This window comes from Hyphobacterium indicum, assembly GCF_003129605.1.
Lineage (GTDB): Bacteria > Pseudomonadota > Alphaproteobacteria > Caulobacterales > Maricaulaceae > Hyphobacterium > Hyphobacterium indicum.
The window spans coordinates 1-16,563 of sequence record NZ_QBDX01000002.1; the positions used below are offsets into that span (position 1 = coordinate 1).

Consider the following 16,563-nt stretch of genomic DNA (forward strand, 5'->3'; position numbering starts at 1 on the left):
ATGGCGCCGTGATACCGCTCAGTCCCGAAACGAACCGTGTCAACGTATCGTTTGATGCAACAGTTTCCCCGAGCCCGACTGTCGGGCAGACCAGTGTTGCCGTCACCAGCCGGTAAAACCGGGCTGTGCCTTCAAACCATCCGGCTTACATTGCGTCTCAATTGAAATGGTTCGAGGCAGGAAATGACAGACAAACAGGTGCTGGCAGCGGTGCTGCTGATTGGCGACGAGCTGCTCTCCGGCCGTACGCGCGACATCAACCTCTCCGAAATCGCCAAATTCCTCAGCCCGCTGGGCGTATCAGTGGCCGAATGCCGCGTGGTGCGGGACGAGCAGGACGAGATCGTCGCAGCGGTCAATCATCTGCGTGGCCGGTATGATTATGTCTTCACCACGGGCGGCATCGGCCCGACGCATGACGATATCACCGCCGATGCCATTGCCGCCGCCTTCAATCTTCACATCGATGTCCGGGCGGATGCCCTCGCCATCATCGAGGACTGGTATGCCAAATCGAAAACACCGTTGACCGAAAGCCGCAAGCGCATGGCGCGTGTTCCGGAGGGAGCCAGCCTGATTGCCAACCCCGTCACCGGTGCCCCCGGCTTCCAGACCGGCAATGTCTTCACGCTGGCAGGCGTCCCGAAAATCGCGCGTGGCATGCTGGAGGATGTTGCCCACCGCATCGAGGGCGGTTCAGTGACGTATTCGCGAACAGTGGCCACAAGCGGCCTGCGCGAAGGGGATCTGGCCGATGGGCTGGGAGATCTGGCGAAGGCCTACCCGGAGGTCTCCATCGGCTCCTATCCCTATTTCTTCGAGGGCCCGGATGGTGAAATCGTTCGCGGTACCAATCTGGTTGCGCGTTCAACAGATGAAGTCTTGCTCAACGATGTCACCGGAAAACTCGCAGACCTGTCACGCTCTGTCGGCGGCAAGCCCGTGATCGATCCGCCGGACGCGAAATAGAAAAGCGCAGGGCAGAGCTGCCCTGCGCCCGGATCAACGTTCAATCTGATTTACGATTGAACAGCGATTTCAAACAATTGACCATCCAGGTCGCAAACGTCGATCTCAACTTCCTCCACGACGCTGCCATCGGCCAGCGTGAAGCGGAAATCGTGGAAGCAGTGGTCGGTATCGGCAGCAACCAGCGTGGCAATTTCAGTCCCGGCGGTCAGCGTGCCTTCTGCGATAAGATTATCGCTCCAGCCATCCGTCGCCGACGGTGCTGTAACAATCTCGACGACGTCCTGGCCCGTCGCATTGACGAAGGTGATTGTGCTGGAAAGGCTTTCCGCGATCACCGGGAAAGACAGGGCTGCAGCCATCAGGGCAGATGCAGAAAACAGTGCGAATTTCATGTGACGGTCGTCCTTTCAGAACCACCGGACCCCCCGGCGGCATACATTCGACCGGCCGTCATGTTCTGCCGGAATTGTAAGTCTAGCAAGGGAAATCGGCGGACACACTGGCGTCGGGATTGTGGCAGATTGGCGGCCATTGCAGCCTGCCCCATCATTGCCCCATTCCCGCCTGACGATGGGTCTTATGCGAGGGAATGATGAGTCGTCCGGGGCCGGGGACAAAGGGAAGATTATGACCAGAAAACTCTTACTGACATCAGTGGCTGGGGCGTTTGCCTTCGCGGCCCTGCAATCTACGCCGGTTTCGGCTGTCACCGTTCAGGATGATGCCGGTCGGCCGGCAGATATTTTTGCGCAATGCCCGACACTGGTGGCCAATCAATATGGCCGCTATGGCGATGACCGCACCAGCAACCGGCCACAGCCAATGTATGGATCGGCTCCGCCGCCGCCCCCGCCCCCGCCGCCCCCTCCGGCCCCTGTGCAAATGGCCATGGAATCCGCGGCAGACCAGATGGTCGTCACCGGCAGCCGGATCGTTGGCGGTGCAGTACCGCCGGCAGCGAGTATCGTTGGTCCGGGACCCGGACCTTTGCCCGGAGATATTGACCGCGAACGCTATGAGGATGTCGAACTCAACGATGTCGTGGTGACGGCTGAAGACCCGGTTTCCACCTTCTCGGTCGATGTGGACACGGCCAGCTATTCCATCGTCCGTGATTATCTGAACGATGGCACCCTTCCGCCGCGTGATGCGGTGCGCGTCGAGGAACTGGTCAATTATTTCGACTATGACTACGCCCTGCCGGACGATCGGGATGCTCCGTTTGAGGCCACCGTCACCGTTCTGCCCAATCCTTGGAATTCGCAGACACAGCTCATGCATATTGGCGTTCAGGGCTATGATATCCCCCGTGAAGAACGCCCCCGCGCCAATCTCGTCTTCCTGGTCGATGTGTCCGGCTCCATGAGTTCGGCTGACAAGCTGCCGCTGGCCATCGAGGGCCTGCAAATGCTGGTCGATACGCTGGAGGATGACGATACCGTCTCCATTGTCGTCTACGCCGGGGCTGCCGGCGCCATCCTCGAACCCACACCGGGTTCGCAACGTCACTGCATCAATGCCGCGCTCGGCATGCTGGAAGCTGGCGGGTCAACCGCTGGCGGCGAGGGCCTGCGCCTGGCCTATGATTTCGCCCGCGATCATTTCGATGAGGATGCCATCAACCGCGTCATGCTCCTCACCGATGGCGATTTCAATGTCGGCATCACCTCGGATGAACGTCTGGAGGACTTTGTCGCCCGTGAACGCGAAAGCGGTGTCTATCTTTCCGTCATGGGCTTTGGCCGCGGCAATTATAATGATGCGCTGATGCAGACCCTGGCCCAGAATGGCAACGGGATTGCGGCCTATATCGATACCGAAGCCGAGGCCCGCCGCTTCTTCGTGGAGGAGGCATCATCCGCGCTTTTCCCCATCGCCAATGATGTGAAGCTGCAGATCGAGTTCAATCCGGACCGCGTCGCGGAATACCGGCTGATCGGCTATGAAACCCGCATGCTCAACCGCGAGGATTTCAACAATGACCAGGTCGATGCCGGCGAGATCGGGTCCGGGCATTCGGTCACCGCGATCTACGAGATCACACCTCCGGACAGTCCGGCGCTTCTGAACGAGCCTTTGCGCTATGGCGCGGAAGGCGGGACGGAAACCGTATTCTCCAATGAATATGGCTTCTTCCGCGTCCGTTACAAAATGCCGGGCGAGGCTGACAGCCGCCTGATCGAATTCCCGGTCACCACGGCAAATGAAGTGCCGGGTGTCGATGCAGTCAGCGACGATATCGGCTTCTCTGTCGCGGTGGCGGGCTTTGCCCAGCTCCTGCGCGGCGATGACTATATCGCCGATGAGGGCTTTGATTTTGCCCGCGTGGCACGCCTTGCAGACCGGTTCCTTGGCGAGGACGAATTCGGCTATCGCGGCGAATTCGTGCGCCTTGTGAATGCGGCGGACCGGGCGGCCAGCCAGTCACCACTGAAACCCGGCATGCAGAGCCAGGGCCGCTAAAAACCGGTGGTCAGCCGGACAGGAGGGCGCGTGCGGCTAATGCGGCACGCGCCCTCCCTTGCGCCGGAGGGACCAGTTATTCCGGGCGCATCTCGTCGCGCATGGATCGCCATGGCGTGCCCTCAGTGAAATTCGGCCATTGATCCGAATTTGCCAGCCGCCAGCCGAGCTCGAAATAGATGCGGGCATCATCGGTGAGACCGCCCAGCCGCCAGGTGTGGGGCTGGTCGATTTCATCTGCGGCGTGATGGTAACCATTCGCCATATACCAGGCGAACCCCTCATTGATGGCCGGATCAGCTTCAGCCTGCTCGGGCGTTGGCGCACCCACCGCATACAGCCCGGGAATGCCTTCCTCGATAAAGGGATAGTGGTCCGACCGGTAAAATCCGCCCGCAGCCGGATTGGGGTCATCGATCAGTACCCGTCCGAACCCTTCAGCCACATTTGCCAGCTCGACCATCAGCTCATTCGTCCCAAGGCCGGGCACCACCATCAGGTCCCAGCGGTCGCTATAGGGAAAGTGCGCATCCATGTTCAGCGCGCCGACGATCTGGGCGCGGGGGCAGGGCGGATTCTGAACGAAATATTTTGCGCCATAGAGGCCACGTTCCTCGGCCGCGGTAGCAAAGAAATAGACGGACCGGCGCGGGGCTTGCGGCATGGCGCCATAAGCCTGCGCGATATTGATCAGCATGGAGGTGCCGACCGCATTATCGACCGCGCCATTGTAAAGCTGATCTTCGGTTGGAGCATCCGGATTGATGCCCATATGGTCCCAATGCGCCGTATAGACGAGGCATTCATCAGGCGATTCTGATCCCTCAATCATGCCGACAACATTGCGCGTCAGCGTGCTGCCGACTTCACCCCCATGCTGGCCTGAGAGGGATAGCCCGGTTTCGATGGCCTCGAAGCCAGGTGCCGCAGCCGCCGCATAAACCGCGTCATAATCCAGCCCGGCTTCTTCAAACAGGCGGCGGGCCGCCGGTTCGCTGATATGTGCAAACAGGGTCAGGTTCGGATCGCCGTCCTCAAGCGAATACTGGACACCGGACGTGCCGCCACTCGACAGGGTCTGCCAAGGATAGCCCGCACTCTGGTCGGTATGGATAAGAAGAACGGCTTCTGCGCCCAGTTCGGCTGCCAGCGTCGTCTTTGATCCCATGAGCCCGTGTACGGAGAGCGCGTTGCCGCCAAAGAGATCGTCATTACCCGTGGCCGTGCCCGGATCGCCGCGGAACAACACGGCGGTTGCGCCAGTCAGATCAACGCCTGAATAATCATTCCAGTTTTCCTCATCAGCGCGGATACCAAACCCGCCAATGATGAGGCGTGAATCATTCACTTCCAGCCGCTCGCGTGCTTCACCGGCATAAAGGACATAGTCATCCGACAATTCGAACGGGATAGTACCCGATTGCCCGCGAATGCTCAGCGCTCCCCCACCATCCGGACGGAATTCGGCCAGTTCGAAGGGCTGCATGAAAGACCCGTCAATTCCTGGGCGGATGCCCGCCTGTGCGAATTGACCGGCAATGAAGTTGACCGTCATTTCCTCACCAATGCCGCCCGGGGCGCGCCCTTCGAAGGCGCGTGAGGAAAGGGCCATAATATCCTCGCGGATGTTTTCGGCTGTGATCGTGTCCATAGCCTCCACCATGGCCGGATCGTCCTGGGCCAGAGCCGGGACGGCCGTAGTGAAGGCGGCAAGAGAAATGCAGACGAGAGTTTTCATCGGGTTGGACCTTCCTGGGTGCGGGGATCGGTGTCGTCGGAGAGCGGTGCCATTGCCCAGCTCAATGCCACGGGGGCGCCGGTTGGTGTGTTGGACCGCCAGAGAATGTCCGCAATGGCCTGTAAGTGCTCATTGATTTCAGCCAGCGCGGCAGCGTCCGGCCGGGCGATCAACCGGAAAAAGCCGTGATTGCGCTCGGGCCCCTCATGGATTCCGCCGAGGGCGAAACCGTCGGCAAAATCCCTTTCGGCCTGCCGCAAGACGGCCGCGGCACAGCGTTTGAGGGTCTCACGATGTTGTTTTTGATTCAGCGCTCGGGCCAGCCGCATGCGCGGCGCTGGCGTGGCATAGAGTGTCTGTGGTTTGCGCGCCCCCGGCATCAGCCGGCGCTCGGCTGCCTGGATCAGGCCCACAGATTCCAGCTTGTGGACATGGTGGTACATGGCGGTCTGCTTCATGCCGATCACGCGGGCCAGGTCATCGACGGACATGGGTCCGTCGGCCGCAAGCCGGTCGATGATGGTCATGCGCGGCGCGGAGGCGAGGCAGGAAATCTGGTCCGGATCCAGGATCCAGTAGGTTTCTTCGGTTGAGGGCATCTGGTTCATGCCATCTCTATAATTCGAAAAAACAGAAATTATTAAATTAATATTTGTTCAGAACGCACCCGAGCGGAGACCGGAACGGGCCCCGACGGCACTGTGCTCTTTTCCTGCCCGTGTGTTCCGCTATGAAGGAGGCCTGTGCGGACGTGGCGGAACTGGTATACGCAACAGACTTAAAATCTGTCGCCCGTAAGGGATTGAGGGTTCAAATCCCTCCGTCCGCACCATTCACCGACGCCCGCCAAAGGCGGGAAATTCGGTCCGCGGGACCGAATTTGGTCGGTGAATATGACTCCTTGTGTTGTTTCCGTTGCGCGCGGCCCGGGCGCCAAGAACAAGCGCTGTTGCGGCGGGCCGTGCTCACATGAAACGCGCTCAAGGCTGGGGCGTTGGCGGATGCCACCATCTGCGGTTTAACGCGTGCTTCGGCTGGGCAAGCCATACGCCAGAGCGAAGGCTGTCTCGCCGTAGCCTTGGCGGAGGCGGACGACCGCGTTTCAGCTAGGAAGTCCTGATTGGCGCTCTCTTCGAGAGCTTCGGCTGGGCCGTCGATTTCTCGGTTTGCCCAACCGTCATCCTCCGGCTTGTCCGGGGGATCTGGAGAGCACCTGGCCAAATCGGGTGATGACGCAAGGATGTGCTGAAGCTAGAAAGCACCCATGCCCCACCGCGCCATTCATGCCCGTTTTGTTGACACCGCCCGGGAGCTGAGCCCGGCACTGTCCGATGCCATCGCCGCGCTCGGCCCGGTCGAGCTGACCTCGCGCGCCGATCTGCCGTTTGCCGATTACCTCTGCCGCGCCATCACCGGCCAGCAGCTCTCGGTGAAGGCGGCGAAGACGATCTGGGGCCGGGTGGAAGACAGCGCCGGCGGCACGCCCCTGATCGAGCATTTCCATTATGCCAATACAGACCTGTTGCGGTCCTGCGGGCTTTCCGGAGCGAAGACAAAAACGGTCTGCGCCATTGCGGCGCTCGCCCGCCAGGGCGAATTGAAGGACGATGATCTGCGCGCCATGAGCGCCGCTGAACGCACCGCGCATATCACTGCCATCTGGGGCGTCGGCCAGTGGACGGCGGACATGATGAACATGTTCTGGTTCGGTGAGCCGGACATCTGGCCGGACGGTGATGTCGCCGCGCGCAAGACGCTGGAACGCCTCACCAGCCCGCGCCGCAAGACGGTGCGCACCGCCGCCCGCTTCGCCCCGCACCGTTCCTACCTGGCGCTGTATATGTGGCGTCATGTCGATGCGAAGCCGGCCTGATCGGCAGGGGCTGACAGGTTGACGCTTACGCGAACTGGACCGCGCCGCACAACGCCCCTAGTTTCTTTCCCGGATAAACACTGTTTACCCCGGTCATGATCCGGGGAGGGGCCGGGAGTTTTCATGTCCAACGCATCTGATATTGCGCCGAATTTGCGCCTGCCGGTCATCGGCGCGCCACTCTTCATCATTTCCAATCCCAAACTGGTCATTGCCCAGTGCAAGGCCGGGATTGTCGGCTCCTTTCCGGCGCTGAATGCGCGCCCGCAAAGCCAGCTGGATGAGTGGCTGGACGAGATCACTTCCGAACTCGACAGCTATAACAGGGCCAATCCGGACAAGCCCGCCGCCCCCTATGCGGTGAACCAGATTGTCCACCGCTCCAATGATCGGCTCGAAGCGGATCTGGAAACCTGCGCCAAATACAAGGTGCCGCTGGTGATCACCTCGCTGGGCGCGCGCGTCGAACTGAACGAGGCGGTGCACAGCTGGGGCGGCAAGACACTGCACGACATCATCAATGTCACCTTCGCCCGCAAGGCGCTGGAAAAAGGCGCCGACGGCCTAATCGCCGTGTGCGCGGGCGCGGGCGGCCATGCCGGGGTCAAATCCCCCTTCGCCCTGATTCAGGAAATCCGCGATTTCTTTGACGGTCCGCTCGCCCTGTCCGGCTCCATCGCCAATGGCGCGGCGGTTCTGGCGGCCGAGGCCATGGGCGCGGATTTTGCCTATATCGGCTCGGCCTTCATCGCCACCCAGGAAGCCCGCGCCTCCGAGGATTACAAGCAGGGCATTGTCGACGGATCATCCGACGACATCGTCTATTCCAGCCTGTTTACCGGCGTGCACGGCAATTACCTCAAGGGCTCGATCCGCAGCGCCGGGCTCGATCCGGACAATCTGCCGGACAGCGACCCGTCGGCCATGAATTTCGGCTCCGATTCGGCCAAGGCCTGGAAAGATATCTGGGGGTCAGGGCAGGGGATTGGCGCGGTCAAGGAAATCGCCCCCGCCGCCGGCTATATCGACCGCCTCGCCGCCGAATACGAGGCCGCGAAGAAGCGGATTTGCGGGTAGTTGCGCTGGTCATTATGATCTGACGTGTATGTCGAGACCGGACCCCCTCGGGCTTCGGTGAGCAATGGAGGACGGTTATGCCCAATCCAAGCATCAAGAATGAGGACGTCTATCAGGCCCTGAGAAAAGACGGGGCCAGCAAGGAGAAGGCCGCGCGTATTGCCAACGCGGAGGCCAATGACCACCAGCATCCGGGCAAGAAGGGCGGCAAGGCCGCACCCTATGAGGACTGGTCAAGGGATGAGTTATACGAACGCGCCCGGGAAATCGGTATCGGCGGTCGCTCGGAAATGAACAAGGAAGAGTTGATCGCGGCCCTGCGCAATCACTGACGGCACAGGCTGCGGCTAGATGCGCGGCCGCGAGCCGGGCTTCACATACTGCCGACCGGGATACTTTGTTATCGACGGCGCAATGCACTGTTCGGTTAGCCTAGAGCCATCGCTCAAGGCTTATTTTTACGAAATTGAGGGCCGAAACCAGCACAATCAGGAAAATGGTGGCTGTATAGAAGGCCGTGTCGATTATACCGGCAGCAATCCCGATGGCATTCAGGAATGCAATGCCGGTAAGTCCCCATGTGATCAGATTGAACATCAAGCCGGTGGATTTTTTCTGCTCGCTGGTCAGCTGTGATTGATGGCGAGCGCCCTCAAACGACAGGGCCAAACCAGTGACCGCACCGATGCCTGCGGACATACGCAGGGCCAAAGTCACATCGAACTCCGCGGCTGTCAGCACAAGCGGTAAAAGCGAAATCACGATCGTCATGACGCTCGTGTGCAGAATCGACCGGGCCCTCAATGCCGATACAGGATCGAGACGACCGTCACGCTGGGCCAATGCAATAAATAGCGCCATGAAGCCTGCAAAAACGGCTCCGATCTGACTTAACCCGATCAGCAGACTTTCATGGGGCATGGTGCGGCTCCGCATTTCGAAACCGCAGTTTAATCTGCCCGGCGATGAAATGCCTAGATGCTGGTCAGCCAGTCCGGCTTCACATAGGGTAGGCCGAGATCTTTCGCGACCGGCTCATAGGCCACTTCGCCATGCGCCACATTCAGCCCGCGGGCCAGATGCGGATCATCATTCAGCGCCTGTTTCGCGCCCTTGTTGGCCAGCGCCATCATGAAGGGCAGGGTGGCATTGGTCAGGCCCAGCGTGGAGGTGCGGGCCACGGCGCCTGGCATGTTCGCGACGCAATAATGCACCACACCATCGACGATATAGATGGGATAATCATGCGTCGTGGCTTTGGAGGTTTCAAAACAGCCGCCCTGGTCAATGGCGATATCGACCAGCACCGCGCCATCTTTCATTTTCTTCAGCATGTCGCGCGTTACCAGCTTGGGGGCCGCTGCACCCGGGATCAGCACCGCACCGATCACCAGATCCGCCTCGATACAGGCAGCTTCGACTGCGGCGGGTGTCGAGAAGGCCGTTTTCGCGGCCCCGCCGAAATGGGCGTCCAGCTCGGCCAGACGCTTCATCGAGCGATCAAAGATGGTGACGTCCGCCCGCGCGCCGACGGCCATTTCGGCCGCATGGGTTCCGGCAACGCCGCCGCCGAGAATGACGACCTTGGCCGGGGTCACACCCGGAATACCGCCCAGCAGAATGCCGCGGCCGCCCTGGCGCATTTCCAGGCAATGCGCGCCGACCTGGACCGACATGCGGCCCGCGACTTCCGACATCGGCTTCAACAGCGGCAGGCGGTTGTCGGCATCAGTGACGGTTTCATAAGCGATAGCGATACAGCCCGATTTGCGCAGGCCTTCGGTCTGGACCGGATCCGGGGCCAGATGCAGATAGGTGAACAGCACATGATCCTTGGTCAGCATCGCCGTTTCGGACGGCTGCGGTTCCTTGACCTTCACGATCATTTCCGCCTCGCTAAAGACGGAGGCGGCATCGGGCAGAATTCTTGCGCCGGCGGCGACATACATTGCGTCGGTGAAGCCGATATTGGCCCCGGCATCTTTCTCCACGACCACCTCATGGCCGGCGCGGACCAGTTCCGCCGCGCCATTGGGCGTCAGACCGACCCGGTTTTCACGAACCTTGATTTCCTTGGGGGCACCAATGCGCATGAGAACAACTCCCGAATAGGACCGCCCGCGCGGCGGTTGTTTTTGATTTGGGCGCCCTCATACATGGCAATTTCCGCTCTGACCATGCCCGACATGCGTCACTTGCATTAATGTGATGGGCTGACTAGGGAAACGCGGATGAGCGACACACGTTACGAAAAACTGGAGATGCTGGGCGCGGACAGCCCGGTGGCGGCAACACCCGACGAAGCCCGGCTGGAGCGCGTCGAAAATCCGTGCGAGGCGGACTATCTGATCCGGTTCACCTGTCCGGAATTCACTTCGCTCTGCCCGGTCACCGGCCAGCCGGATTTCGCGCACATCGTCATTGATTATGTGCCGGAAAAATGGATCGTCGAATCAAAGTCGCTGAAGCTCTTCCTGACGGCCTTCCGCAATCATGGCGCTTTTCACGAGGCCTGCACGACGATGATCGCCCAGCGCCTGGTAAAGGAATTGTCGCCGAAATGGCTCCGCATCGGCGGCTACTGGTATCCGCGAGGCGGTATTCCCATCGACATTTTCTTCCAGACCGGCCAGCCGCCGGAACATGTCTGGGTGCCGGACCAGGGCGTTGCCCCCTATCGCGGACGCGGCTAACCGCGCCAGACGCCGATTTCTGCGCCGGGCCGGACCCGTTCGACAGGTTCATCATCGGTGGAGCCGATGAAGATGAATCCGGCCACCCGCTCACCCGATCGCATTCCCAGCGCATCCTTCACATACGGATGATAGGCATACCATTCCGTCAGCCACTGGCTGGCATATCCCATGGCCTGCGCCCCGATCAGCAGATTCTGGCAGGCGGCTCCGGCTGACAGGATCTGCTCCCATTCGGGAATCGAGTGTTTTTCGAGCACATGGGAGATCACCGCAATCACCAGCGGCGCGCGGGTGAAGCGGTTCAGTTCCAGCTCCATCCGTGCCTCATCGGTGTCGTTTTCGCTCGACCAGATTTTCGCGAGAATCTGTCCGAATTTCGCGCGCTCCTCACCCTGGAACAGGACAAAGCGCCAGGGTGCCATCTTGCCGTGATCGGGCACACGCTGGGCAATGCCGAGCAGCGTGTCGATTTCCTCGGCTGAAGGGCCGGGCTCGCGCATTGCCGCCGCCGCGGTGGAGCGCCGCCGCGCCAGCAGCTCCAGAGCCGAATCACTCTTGTGATGCGGTGCCAGCCGCTCGCCCTGGTTGGGAAATTCCGGCAGATTGCCGTGTGTTTGCGCTTTACTCATCGGCCCGGTCCTGTTGCGGTTTTTTGACGTAATGGAAATTGCGACCTTATATGGGGACAACATGCGGCACCAGAACCGCATTCGGGGAAGCTCTTGGAAAACACATGAACGCTGAAGTCTCAATAGACGACCTCACGCCGGCCGAGCGCCGCCGTCTGAAAGTCCGTGATGCGATCATCGAAGCAGCGGAAGACCTGTTCACCCGAGAGGGCGAGCAGGGCATTTCCATGCGCCGTCTGGCCGAGGCGATCGATTACTCGCCCGCGGCGATCTACAAGTATTTTGACTCCAAGGAAGCGCTATTTGCCGAAATGCGCGAACTCTTCTTCGAGCGCCTGATTGCCCGCATGAATGAGGCGGCCGAACAGGGCGGCGACGAACACATACTCTGCGCGCGCTGTGGCCGGGCCTATATTGAAACCGCCATGGAAGAGCCGCGCCACTATGTGATGGCCTTCTCCTTCTTCAAGAAAGACGAGCTTCCCGATGAGTCGAGCTTCGCCTTTCATGCCGAAAAGCAGCTGTGCGACATGATCCGCGCGGGCATCGAGAAGGGCGTTTTCCGGGACATGGACCCGCTGGTGGCATCCAAGAGCGTCTGGGCCAGCGTGCATGGGCTGGCAGTGTTGATGGCCTCGATCGATGATTTCCCGCAAGGCATGCCGGGCTCTGAACATGTCAGCCGCGATGCGGTGATCGACTTCCATACAAACATGATCATCCGCGGCCTCGAAGCCTGACGCATAGCTTTCATGCAAAAAAGTGAACACTGTTCACTTTTCAAACGCCGTTTGATACCCTATATGCCCTGCCGTGACAAATGTCAGCGGGGACACATATCATGCCGGCACTCAAAAACAGGCTTCAATCGCTCGGCGCAGGCTTTGCGGTCCTGACCGCGGCTGTGGGCGTCGCCATCCTTGTCATTCTGGTATCAGCCCTGCGGGCCGCAGACGCCGACGTGCAAGCGGCAGAGCCGGGGGCCTTACCCGTTTCCGTCCTCACGGTTGACTATCAGGACGATGCGATGATCAGCGAGGCTTATCCGGGCCTCGTTGCAGCGCGGCGCGAAAGTGATCTCGGCTTTGAACGCGGTGGCCGGATTATCGATGTGTCCGCCGATGTCGGCGACCAGGTGAGGGCCGGGGACACGCTGGCGCACCTGGATACCAGCTCTTTGCGGGCCCAGATCGCCGCCGCCGATGCCCAGACCCATGAAGCCGATGCCCAGCTGGAAATCGCCCGTGCCACCGAATTGCGCCAGCGCACGCTCCTTGAACGCGGTCATATTTCACAACAAAGACTGGACGAAGCGGCCACCAATACCGCTGCTGCACAGGCCCGGCGCGAAGCCGCCGCCGCGCAGGCCAATGCCTTGCGCGCGCAACTGGTTCTGTCGGAAATCACGGCACCTTTCGATGGTGTGGTGACGGCCCGCATGGCGGACGAGGGCGCGATTGCGGCGCCGGGCAGCCCGGTCCTTCGCCTGGTCGAGAATTCGGCTCTGGAAATCCGTATCGGCCTGCCCGCGAGCGCGGTCACGGATCTGGTCGAAGGGGACGTCTATCGCTTTCTCACCACTGACGGCGCGATCGAGGCGCGTTTTCGTACGGCAACCGGCGTCGTCGATGTCCGCACCCGGACCGTCAGCGCCATATTCGATATTGAATCCGGCGCTGCCCGTGCCGGAGAAGTGGCACGCCTGCAGCTCGAAACCGGCATATCCGGCCGCGGCTTCTGGGTGCCGGCCTCGGCCCTGACCGAAGGGCGCAGGGGCTTGTGGTCCGTCCAGACGCTGGTCCGCGACAGTCATGGCGGATGGATCATCGAACCGCGTGTGGTCGAGACCGTCCGCGTCGAGATTGACCGCGCATTCGTGCGTGGGGCAGTCAGTGACGGTGACCGCATAGTCGCTTCAGGCTTGGACCGCGTGACCGCCGGACAGCGCGTCACACCGTCTGGAGACTAGGTCATGGCGACAATCTTCTATCGCTATTCGCGCCTCTCCATTCTGGCGGTTCTGCTTCTGGCCCTTGCCGGGACGGGCGCATTGCTGACGCTCGGAAGGCAGGAAGATCCCAGCCTGACCGAGCGCTTCGGCGTTATTGTCACATCCTTTCCCGGCGCATCTGCGGAACGGGTTGAAGCCCTGATTACCGATCCAATCGAGCAGTCGATCCGCGAACTCCCGGAAATTGATGAGGTGACATCCACATCCCGGTCGGGCTTTTCGCTGATCAATATCAATATCCGCGAGGATCTGAATGCGGCCGAAGTGGATCAGGCCTGGACACAGATCCGCGAGCAGGTGGATGCCGTACGGCCTGCCCTGCCGGCGGAAGCCGGTGCGCCGGCCGTTGAGCGCAGCTATCTGGGGGCGGCAACGCTGATCGTGTCATTGGGCTGGAGCGCTGAAGGCGAACCGAACCTGGCGATTCTGTCCCGGCTCGCGCGGGATCTTGAAGACCGCTTGCGGAATGTATCCGGGACCGACCAGACCGAAATTTACGGTATTGCGCAGGAAGAAATCCGCGTCCTGGCCGACCCGGACGCCCTTGCGGCACTCGGCTTGACCGTCGGGGAGCTGGCGGGCCGGATTTCGCGCGCTGACGCCAAGACCCCCGCCGGTGAATTGCGCTCGGACGACGTCAATCTGAATGTCGAGATTGGGGGCGAGTTCGAAACCCTGGACCGGATTCGCGCCGTTCCGGTCAGTGAAACCGTCAATGGCGATTTTGTCCGTCTGGGCGATGTGGCCGATGTCGAACGCGGCATTCGCACACCGGCCGCTGCCATGGCCTATTTCAACGGGGACCGTACCGTATTTGTCGCCGGTTTCCTCCAGCCGGAATTGCGGGTCGACCAGTGGACCGGCCGCGCCCGAGCCGCGATAGCGGAATTCGCGGCTGAGAATCCGGGTATTTCGGTCGATATCGTCTTTGCCCAGTCCGATTATGTGGAATCACGTCTGAACGGCCTTTCGGTCAATCTCGGCTATTCCGCGCTCATCGTGTTTGCGGTGCTCTTCCTGCTGATGGGGTGGCGGGCTGCCCTGATTGTCGGCTCGGCCCTGCCATTGACGGTCCTCTTCGTCCTTTTCCTTATCAATCTCTATGATGAACCCCTTCACCAGATGTCGGTGACCGGGCTGGTCGTGGCGCTCGGCCTGCTGATCGATAATGCGATTGTGGTGGTCGACGAATACCAGTTGCGAAGGGCAAAAGGCCTGCCGCCGCTCGATGCCATAAATCACTCGCTGAAACACCTGTTCGGGCCGCTTCTGGCTTCCACCCTGACCACGATTTTCGCCTTTGCGCCCATCGCCCTGATGCCCGGGGCCGCCGGTGAATTCATTGGCATGATCGGCGTGTCGGTGATTTTCGCGGTCGGGGCCTCCTTCATCATCGCCATGACCGTTGTTCCGGCCTTTGCCGGCTGGTTCGACCACAATAATTATGCTGAAGGCCGCCATTCCTTCCTGCGTGACGGATTACGTTTCAAGCCGCTGGAATATTTCTATCGCGGCATTCTTCAGGCCGTGACAGCCCGCCCCTGGGTCGGCCTGGTGGGCGGGGTCATTCTCCCCGTCGCCGGCTTTGCCGCCGCGACGACCCTGCCCATGCAATTCTTCCCGCCGACCGACCGGGACATGTTCCAGATCGAAATGGTCCTGCCGGCCAATACCTCGATCACGGAAACACAGCGTCAGGTCTTGCGGGCCACCGAGCTGATCAACGCCTATGAGGGCGTCATCGATATCGGCTGGACGCTGGGCGAGAGCCCGCCGCGCACCTATTACAATGTCATCGGCAATGAGAGCTCGGCGCCTTATCTGGCAGCCGGCTGGGTCCGCACCGCCTCTGCTGAAGTGACACATGACCTCTTGCCGCTCCTTCAGCGCGACATGATTGCGGCCTTCCCGCAAGCGCGTTTTCTGACCCTGCCATTCGAACAGGGACCGCCGACTGCCGCGCCGATCGAGCTCAAGATATTCGGCCCGGATCTCGCAACGCTCGACCGGCTGGGCGATGAAATCCGCCAGGTGCTGGCCCGGACGCCGGGCGTCACGACCACGGTTGCCGGCATGCGCATGGGCGAGCCGGTGGCGCGCGTAACGGTCGATGAAGCCTCGGCGGAACTGGCCGGTATTCGCCTGGAAGATCTGGCCAACCGGTTGCGGGCGGATTTCGACGGTGTGCCGGGCGGCAGTATTCTCGAAGGGGTCGAGGAAATGCCGGTCCGCGTCATCGCCCCGGAAAACCGCCGCGCCAGCGTGTCCGATCTGGCTTCATCCCCGCTGCTGATCCCTGCCGATAGCGGAATTCTGTCGGCCCCGGTATCGGCATTGGGCGAGGTCGGCCTGTCGCCGGAAGTGGCAAGCATCCGCCGCCAGGATGGGGAGCGGATGAACCCGGTTTATGCCTATCTCGAGCCTTTCAGCCTGCCCGCACCCGTACTGGAGGACTTCATGACCCGCCTCGACGCGGCGGGGGTGGAAATGCCGGCCGGCTATACGCTGCAGATTGGCGGCGAAGCCGAAGCCCGCGGTGATGCCATGGGCAATCTATTCGGCACCGCCGGCCCCTTGCTCATCCTGATGATCGGCGCGGTCGTGCTTGCCTTCAACTCCTTCCGCTTTGCCGGCGTGGTGTTCATCACCGGAATTCTGTCGGTCGGGCTGGCCCTGTTCGGGGTCTGGCTGTTCGGAACCCCGCTGGGTTTCAACGCCATTGTCGGATCGATGGGGCTGGTGGGCCTCTCCATCAATGGCACCATCGTCGTATTGTCCGCCTTGCGTGCCAGTCCGGCAGCGGCTGCTCTGGATATGGCGGCGATCGAGGACACGGTGGTGGATGCGACGCGCCACATCATCTCCACCACGCTGACCACGATTGGCGGCTTTGTGCCCCTCATCCTGTCCGGCGATTCCTTCTGGCTGCCCTTTGCGGCGGCCGTGGCGGGCGGTGTCGCGGGGTCTGCGATTCTCGCCCTCATCTTCGCGCCGGCGGCGTATGTGATGCTCGCCAGAGCCCGCCAGAAGCGCCGGGATTTCCATGAGCGGCTGAAAAAGCGTGTGCGCCGGGGCGCCTTGATGCAGGCTGCCGAATAGGCAGG

Annotated in this window: 15 protein-coding genes and 1 tRNA gene; 10 read left to right on the top strand and 6 right to left on the bottom strand. The window is 61.2% G+C overall.

Annotated elements, in window-relative coordinates:
* Window positions 1–183: 183 nt before the first annotated feature.
* A complete protein-coding gene (locus DBR16_RS04340; protein ID WP_109260051.1) occupies window positions 184–969 on the top strand; it encodes a competence/damage-inducible protein A in 786 nt (261 codons plus the stop codon).
* A 50-nt stretch (window positions 970–1,019) separates the two neighbouring features.
* On the opposite strand, the gene DBR16_RS04345 is transcribed toward DBR16_RS04340, so the two are convergent.
* A complete protein-coding gene (locus DBR16_RS04345) occupies window positions 1,020–1,364 on the bottom strand; it encodes a hypothetical protein (protein ID WP_109260052.1) in 345 nt (114 codons plus the stop codon).
* Window positions 1,365–1,599: 235 nt separating this feature from the next.
* Here DBR16_RS04345 and DBR16_RS04350 point away from each other — a divergent pair, with 235 nt between their 5' ends.
* Window positions 1,600–3,435, top strand: coding sequence for a vWA domain-containing protein (locus DBR16_RS04350; RefSeq protein ID WP_233347582.1), 1,836 nt, complete (start codon window positions 1,600–1,602; stop codon window positions 3,433–3,435).
* Between the two features lie 76 nt (window positions 3,436–3,511).
* Here the strand turns inward: DBR16_RS04350 and DBR16_RS04355 are convergent, their stop codons facing one another.
* Entirely contained in the window at window positions 3,512–5,173 is a 1,662-nt protein-coding gene (locus tag DBR16_RS04355) for a M28 family peptidase (RefSeq protein WP_109260053.1), read from the bottom strand.
* A complete protein-coding gene (locus DBR16_RS04360) occupies window positions 5,170–5,781 on the bottom strand; it encodes a helix-turn-helix domain-containing protein (protein WP_109260054.1) in 612 nt (203 codons plus the stop codon). The genes DBR16_RS04355 and DBR16_RS04360 overlap by 4 nt, the downstream gene beginning before the upstream one ends.
* Window positions 5,782–5,918: 137 nt before the next feature.
* On the opposite strand from DBR16_RS04360, the gene DBR16_RS04365 reads away from it, so the two are divergent.
* The 4 genes from DBR16_RS04365 (at window position 5,919) to DBR16_RS04380 (ending at window position 8,455) form a co-directional block, all read left to right on the top strand.
* Window positions 5,919–6,005 (top strand) — tRNA-Leu (locus tag DBR16_RS04365).
* Between the two features lie 432 nt (window positions 6,006–6,437).
* Window positions 6,438–7,046, top strand: coding sequence for a DNA-3-methyladenine glycosylase family protein (locus DBR16_RS04370; RefSeq protein ID WP_109260055.1), 609 nt, complete (start codon window positions 6,438–6,440; stop codon window positions 7,044–7,046).
* A gap of 123 nt (window positions 7,047–7,169) precedes the next feature.
* Window positions 7,170–8,123, top strand: coding sequence for an NAD(P)H-dependent flavin oxidoreductase (locus tag DBR16_RS04375; RefSeq protein WP_109260056.1), 954 nt, complete (start codon window positions 7,170–7,172; stop codon window positions 8,121–8,123).
* Window positions 8,124–8,200: 77 nt separating this feature from the next.
* Entirely contained in the window at window positions 8,201–8,455 is a 255-nt protein-coding gene (locus tag DBR16_RS04380) for a DUF7218 family protein (RefSeq protein ID WP_109260057.1), read from the top strand.
* 100 nt (window positions 8,456–8,555) lie between these two features.
* Here DBR16_RS04380 and DBR16_RS04385 read toward each other — a convergent pair whose 3' ends face one another.
* The gene (locus DBR16_RS04385; RefSeq protein ID WP_125184496.1) at window positions 8,556–9,044 is read right to left on the bottom strand and encodes a hypothetical protein; all 489 of its coding nucleotides are present in this window, start codon (window positions 9,042–9,044) and stop codon (window positions 8,556–8,558) included.
* Between the two features lie 53 nt (window positions 9,045–9,097).
* Window positions 9,098–10,216: an alanine dehydrogenase gene (gene ald / locus DBR16_RS04390; RefSeq protein ID WP_109260059.1), complete on the bottom strand. Its 1,119-nt coding sequence runs from the start codon at window positions 10,214–10,216 to the stop codon at window positions 9,098–9,100.
* 138 nt (window positions 10,217–10,354) lie between these two features.
* On the opposite strand from ald, the gene queF reads away from it, so the two are divergent.
* Entirely contained in the window at window positions 10,355–10,816 is a 462-nt protein-coding gene (queF, locus tag DBR16_RS04395) for a preQ(1) synthase (protein ID WP_109260060.1), read from the top strand.
* On the opposite strand, the gene DBR16_RS04400 is transcribed toward queF, so the two are convergent.
* A complete protein-coding gene (locus DBR16_RS04400; RefSeq protein WP_109260061.1) occupies window positions 10,813–11,448 on the bottom strand; it encodes a nitroreductase family protein in 636 nt (211 codons plus the stop codon). The two genes, queF and DBR16_RS04400, sit on opposite strands and share 4 nt — an antisense overlap.
* 104 nt (window positions 11,449–11,552) lie before the next feature.
* On the opposite strand from DBR16_RS04400, the gene DBR16_RS04405 reads away from it, so the two are divergent.
* The 3 genes from DBR16_RS04405 to DBR16_RS04415 all read left to right on the top strand — a co-directional run bounded on the left by DBR16_RS04405 (window position 11,553) and on the right by DBR16_RS04415 (window position 16,558).
* Window positions 11,553–12,188: a TetR/AcrR family transcriptional regulator gene (locus DBR16_RS04405; RefSeq protein WP_161539407.1), complete on the top strand. Its 636-nt coding sequence runs from the start codon at window positions 11,553–11,555 to the stop codon at window positions 12,186–12,188.
* A 101-nt stretch (window positions 12,189–12,289) separates the two neighbouring features.
* Window positions 12,290–13,417 carry an efflux RND transporter periplasmic adaptor subunit gene (locus DBR16_RS04410; protein WP_161539408.1) on the top strand — a complete coding sequence of 376 codons (1,128 nt, stop codon included), beginning with the start codon at window positions 12,290–12,292 and terminating at the stop codon, window positions 13,415–13,417.
* A 3-nt stretch (window positions 13,418–13,420) separates the two neighbouring features.
* Window positions 13,421–16,558 (top strand): efflux RND transporter permease subunit, encoded by a 3,138-nt coding sequence (locus DBR16_RS04415; RefSeq protein ID WP_109260064.1) that lies wholly within the window; start codon window positions 13,421–13,423, stop codon window positions 16,556–16,558.
* Window positions 16,559–16,563: the final 5 nt, after the last annotated feature.

Coding starts and splice junctions, on each gene's coding strand:
- DBR16_RS04340 (WP_109260051.1), top strand. CDS start 184: ATGACAGACAAACAGGTGCTGGCAGCGGTGCTGCTGATTGGCGACGAG.
- DBR16_RS04345 (WP_109260052.1), bottom strand. CDS start 1,364: ATGAAATTCGCACTGTTTTCTGCATCTGCCCTGATGGCTGCAGCCCTG.
- DBR16_RS04350 (WP_233347582.1), top strand. CDS start 1,600: ATGACCAGAAAACTCTTACTGACATCAGTGGCTGGGGCGTTTGCCTTC.
- DBR16_RS04355 (WP_109260053.1), bottom strand. CDS start 5,173: ATGAAAACTCTCGTCTGCATTTCTCTTGCCGCCTTCACTACGGCCGTC.
- DBR16_RS04360 (WP_109260054.1), bottom strand. CDS start 5,781: ATGAACCAGATGCCCTCAACCGAAGAAACCTACTGGATCCTGGATCCG.
- DBR16_RS04370 (WP_109260055.1), top strand. CDS start 6,438: ATGCCCCACCGCGCCATTCATGCCCGTTTTGTTGACACCGCCCGGGAG.
- DBR16_RS04375 (WP_109260056.1), top strand. CDS start 7,170: ATGTCCAACGCATCTGATATTGCGCCGAATTTGCGCCTGCCGGTCATC.
- DBR16_RS04380 (WP_109260057.1), top strand. CDS start 8,201: ATGCCCAATCCAAGCATCAAGAATGAGGACGTCTATCAGGCCCTGAGA.
- DBR16_RS04385 (WP_125184496.1), bottom strand. CDS start 9,044: ATGCCCCATGAAAGTCTGCTGATCGGGTTAAGTCAGATCGGAGCCGTT.
- ald (WP_109260059.1), bottom strand. CDS start 10,216: ATGCGCATTGGTGCCCCCAAGGAAATCAAGGTTCGTGAAAACCGGGTC.
- queF (WP_109260060.1), top strand. CDS start 10,355: ATGAGCGACACACGTTACGAAAAACTGGAGATGCTGGGCGCGGACAGC.
- DBR16_RS04400 (WP_109260061.1), bottom strand. CDS start 11,448: ATGAGTAAAGCGCAAACACACGGCAATCTGCCGGAATTTCCCAACCAG.
- DBR16_RS04405 (WP_161539407.1), top strand. CDS start 11,553: ATGAACGCTGAAGTCTCAATAGACGACCTCACGCCGGCCGAGCGCCGC.
- DBR16_RS04410 (WP_161539408.1), top strand. CDS start 12,290: ATGCCGGCACTCAAAAACAGGCTTCAATCGCTCGGCGCAGGCTTTGCG.
- DBR16_RS04415 (WP_109260064.1), top strand. CDS start 13,421: ATGGCGACAATCTTCTATCGCTATTCGCGCCTCTCCATTCTGGCGGTT.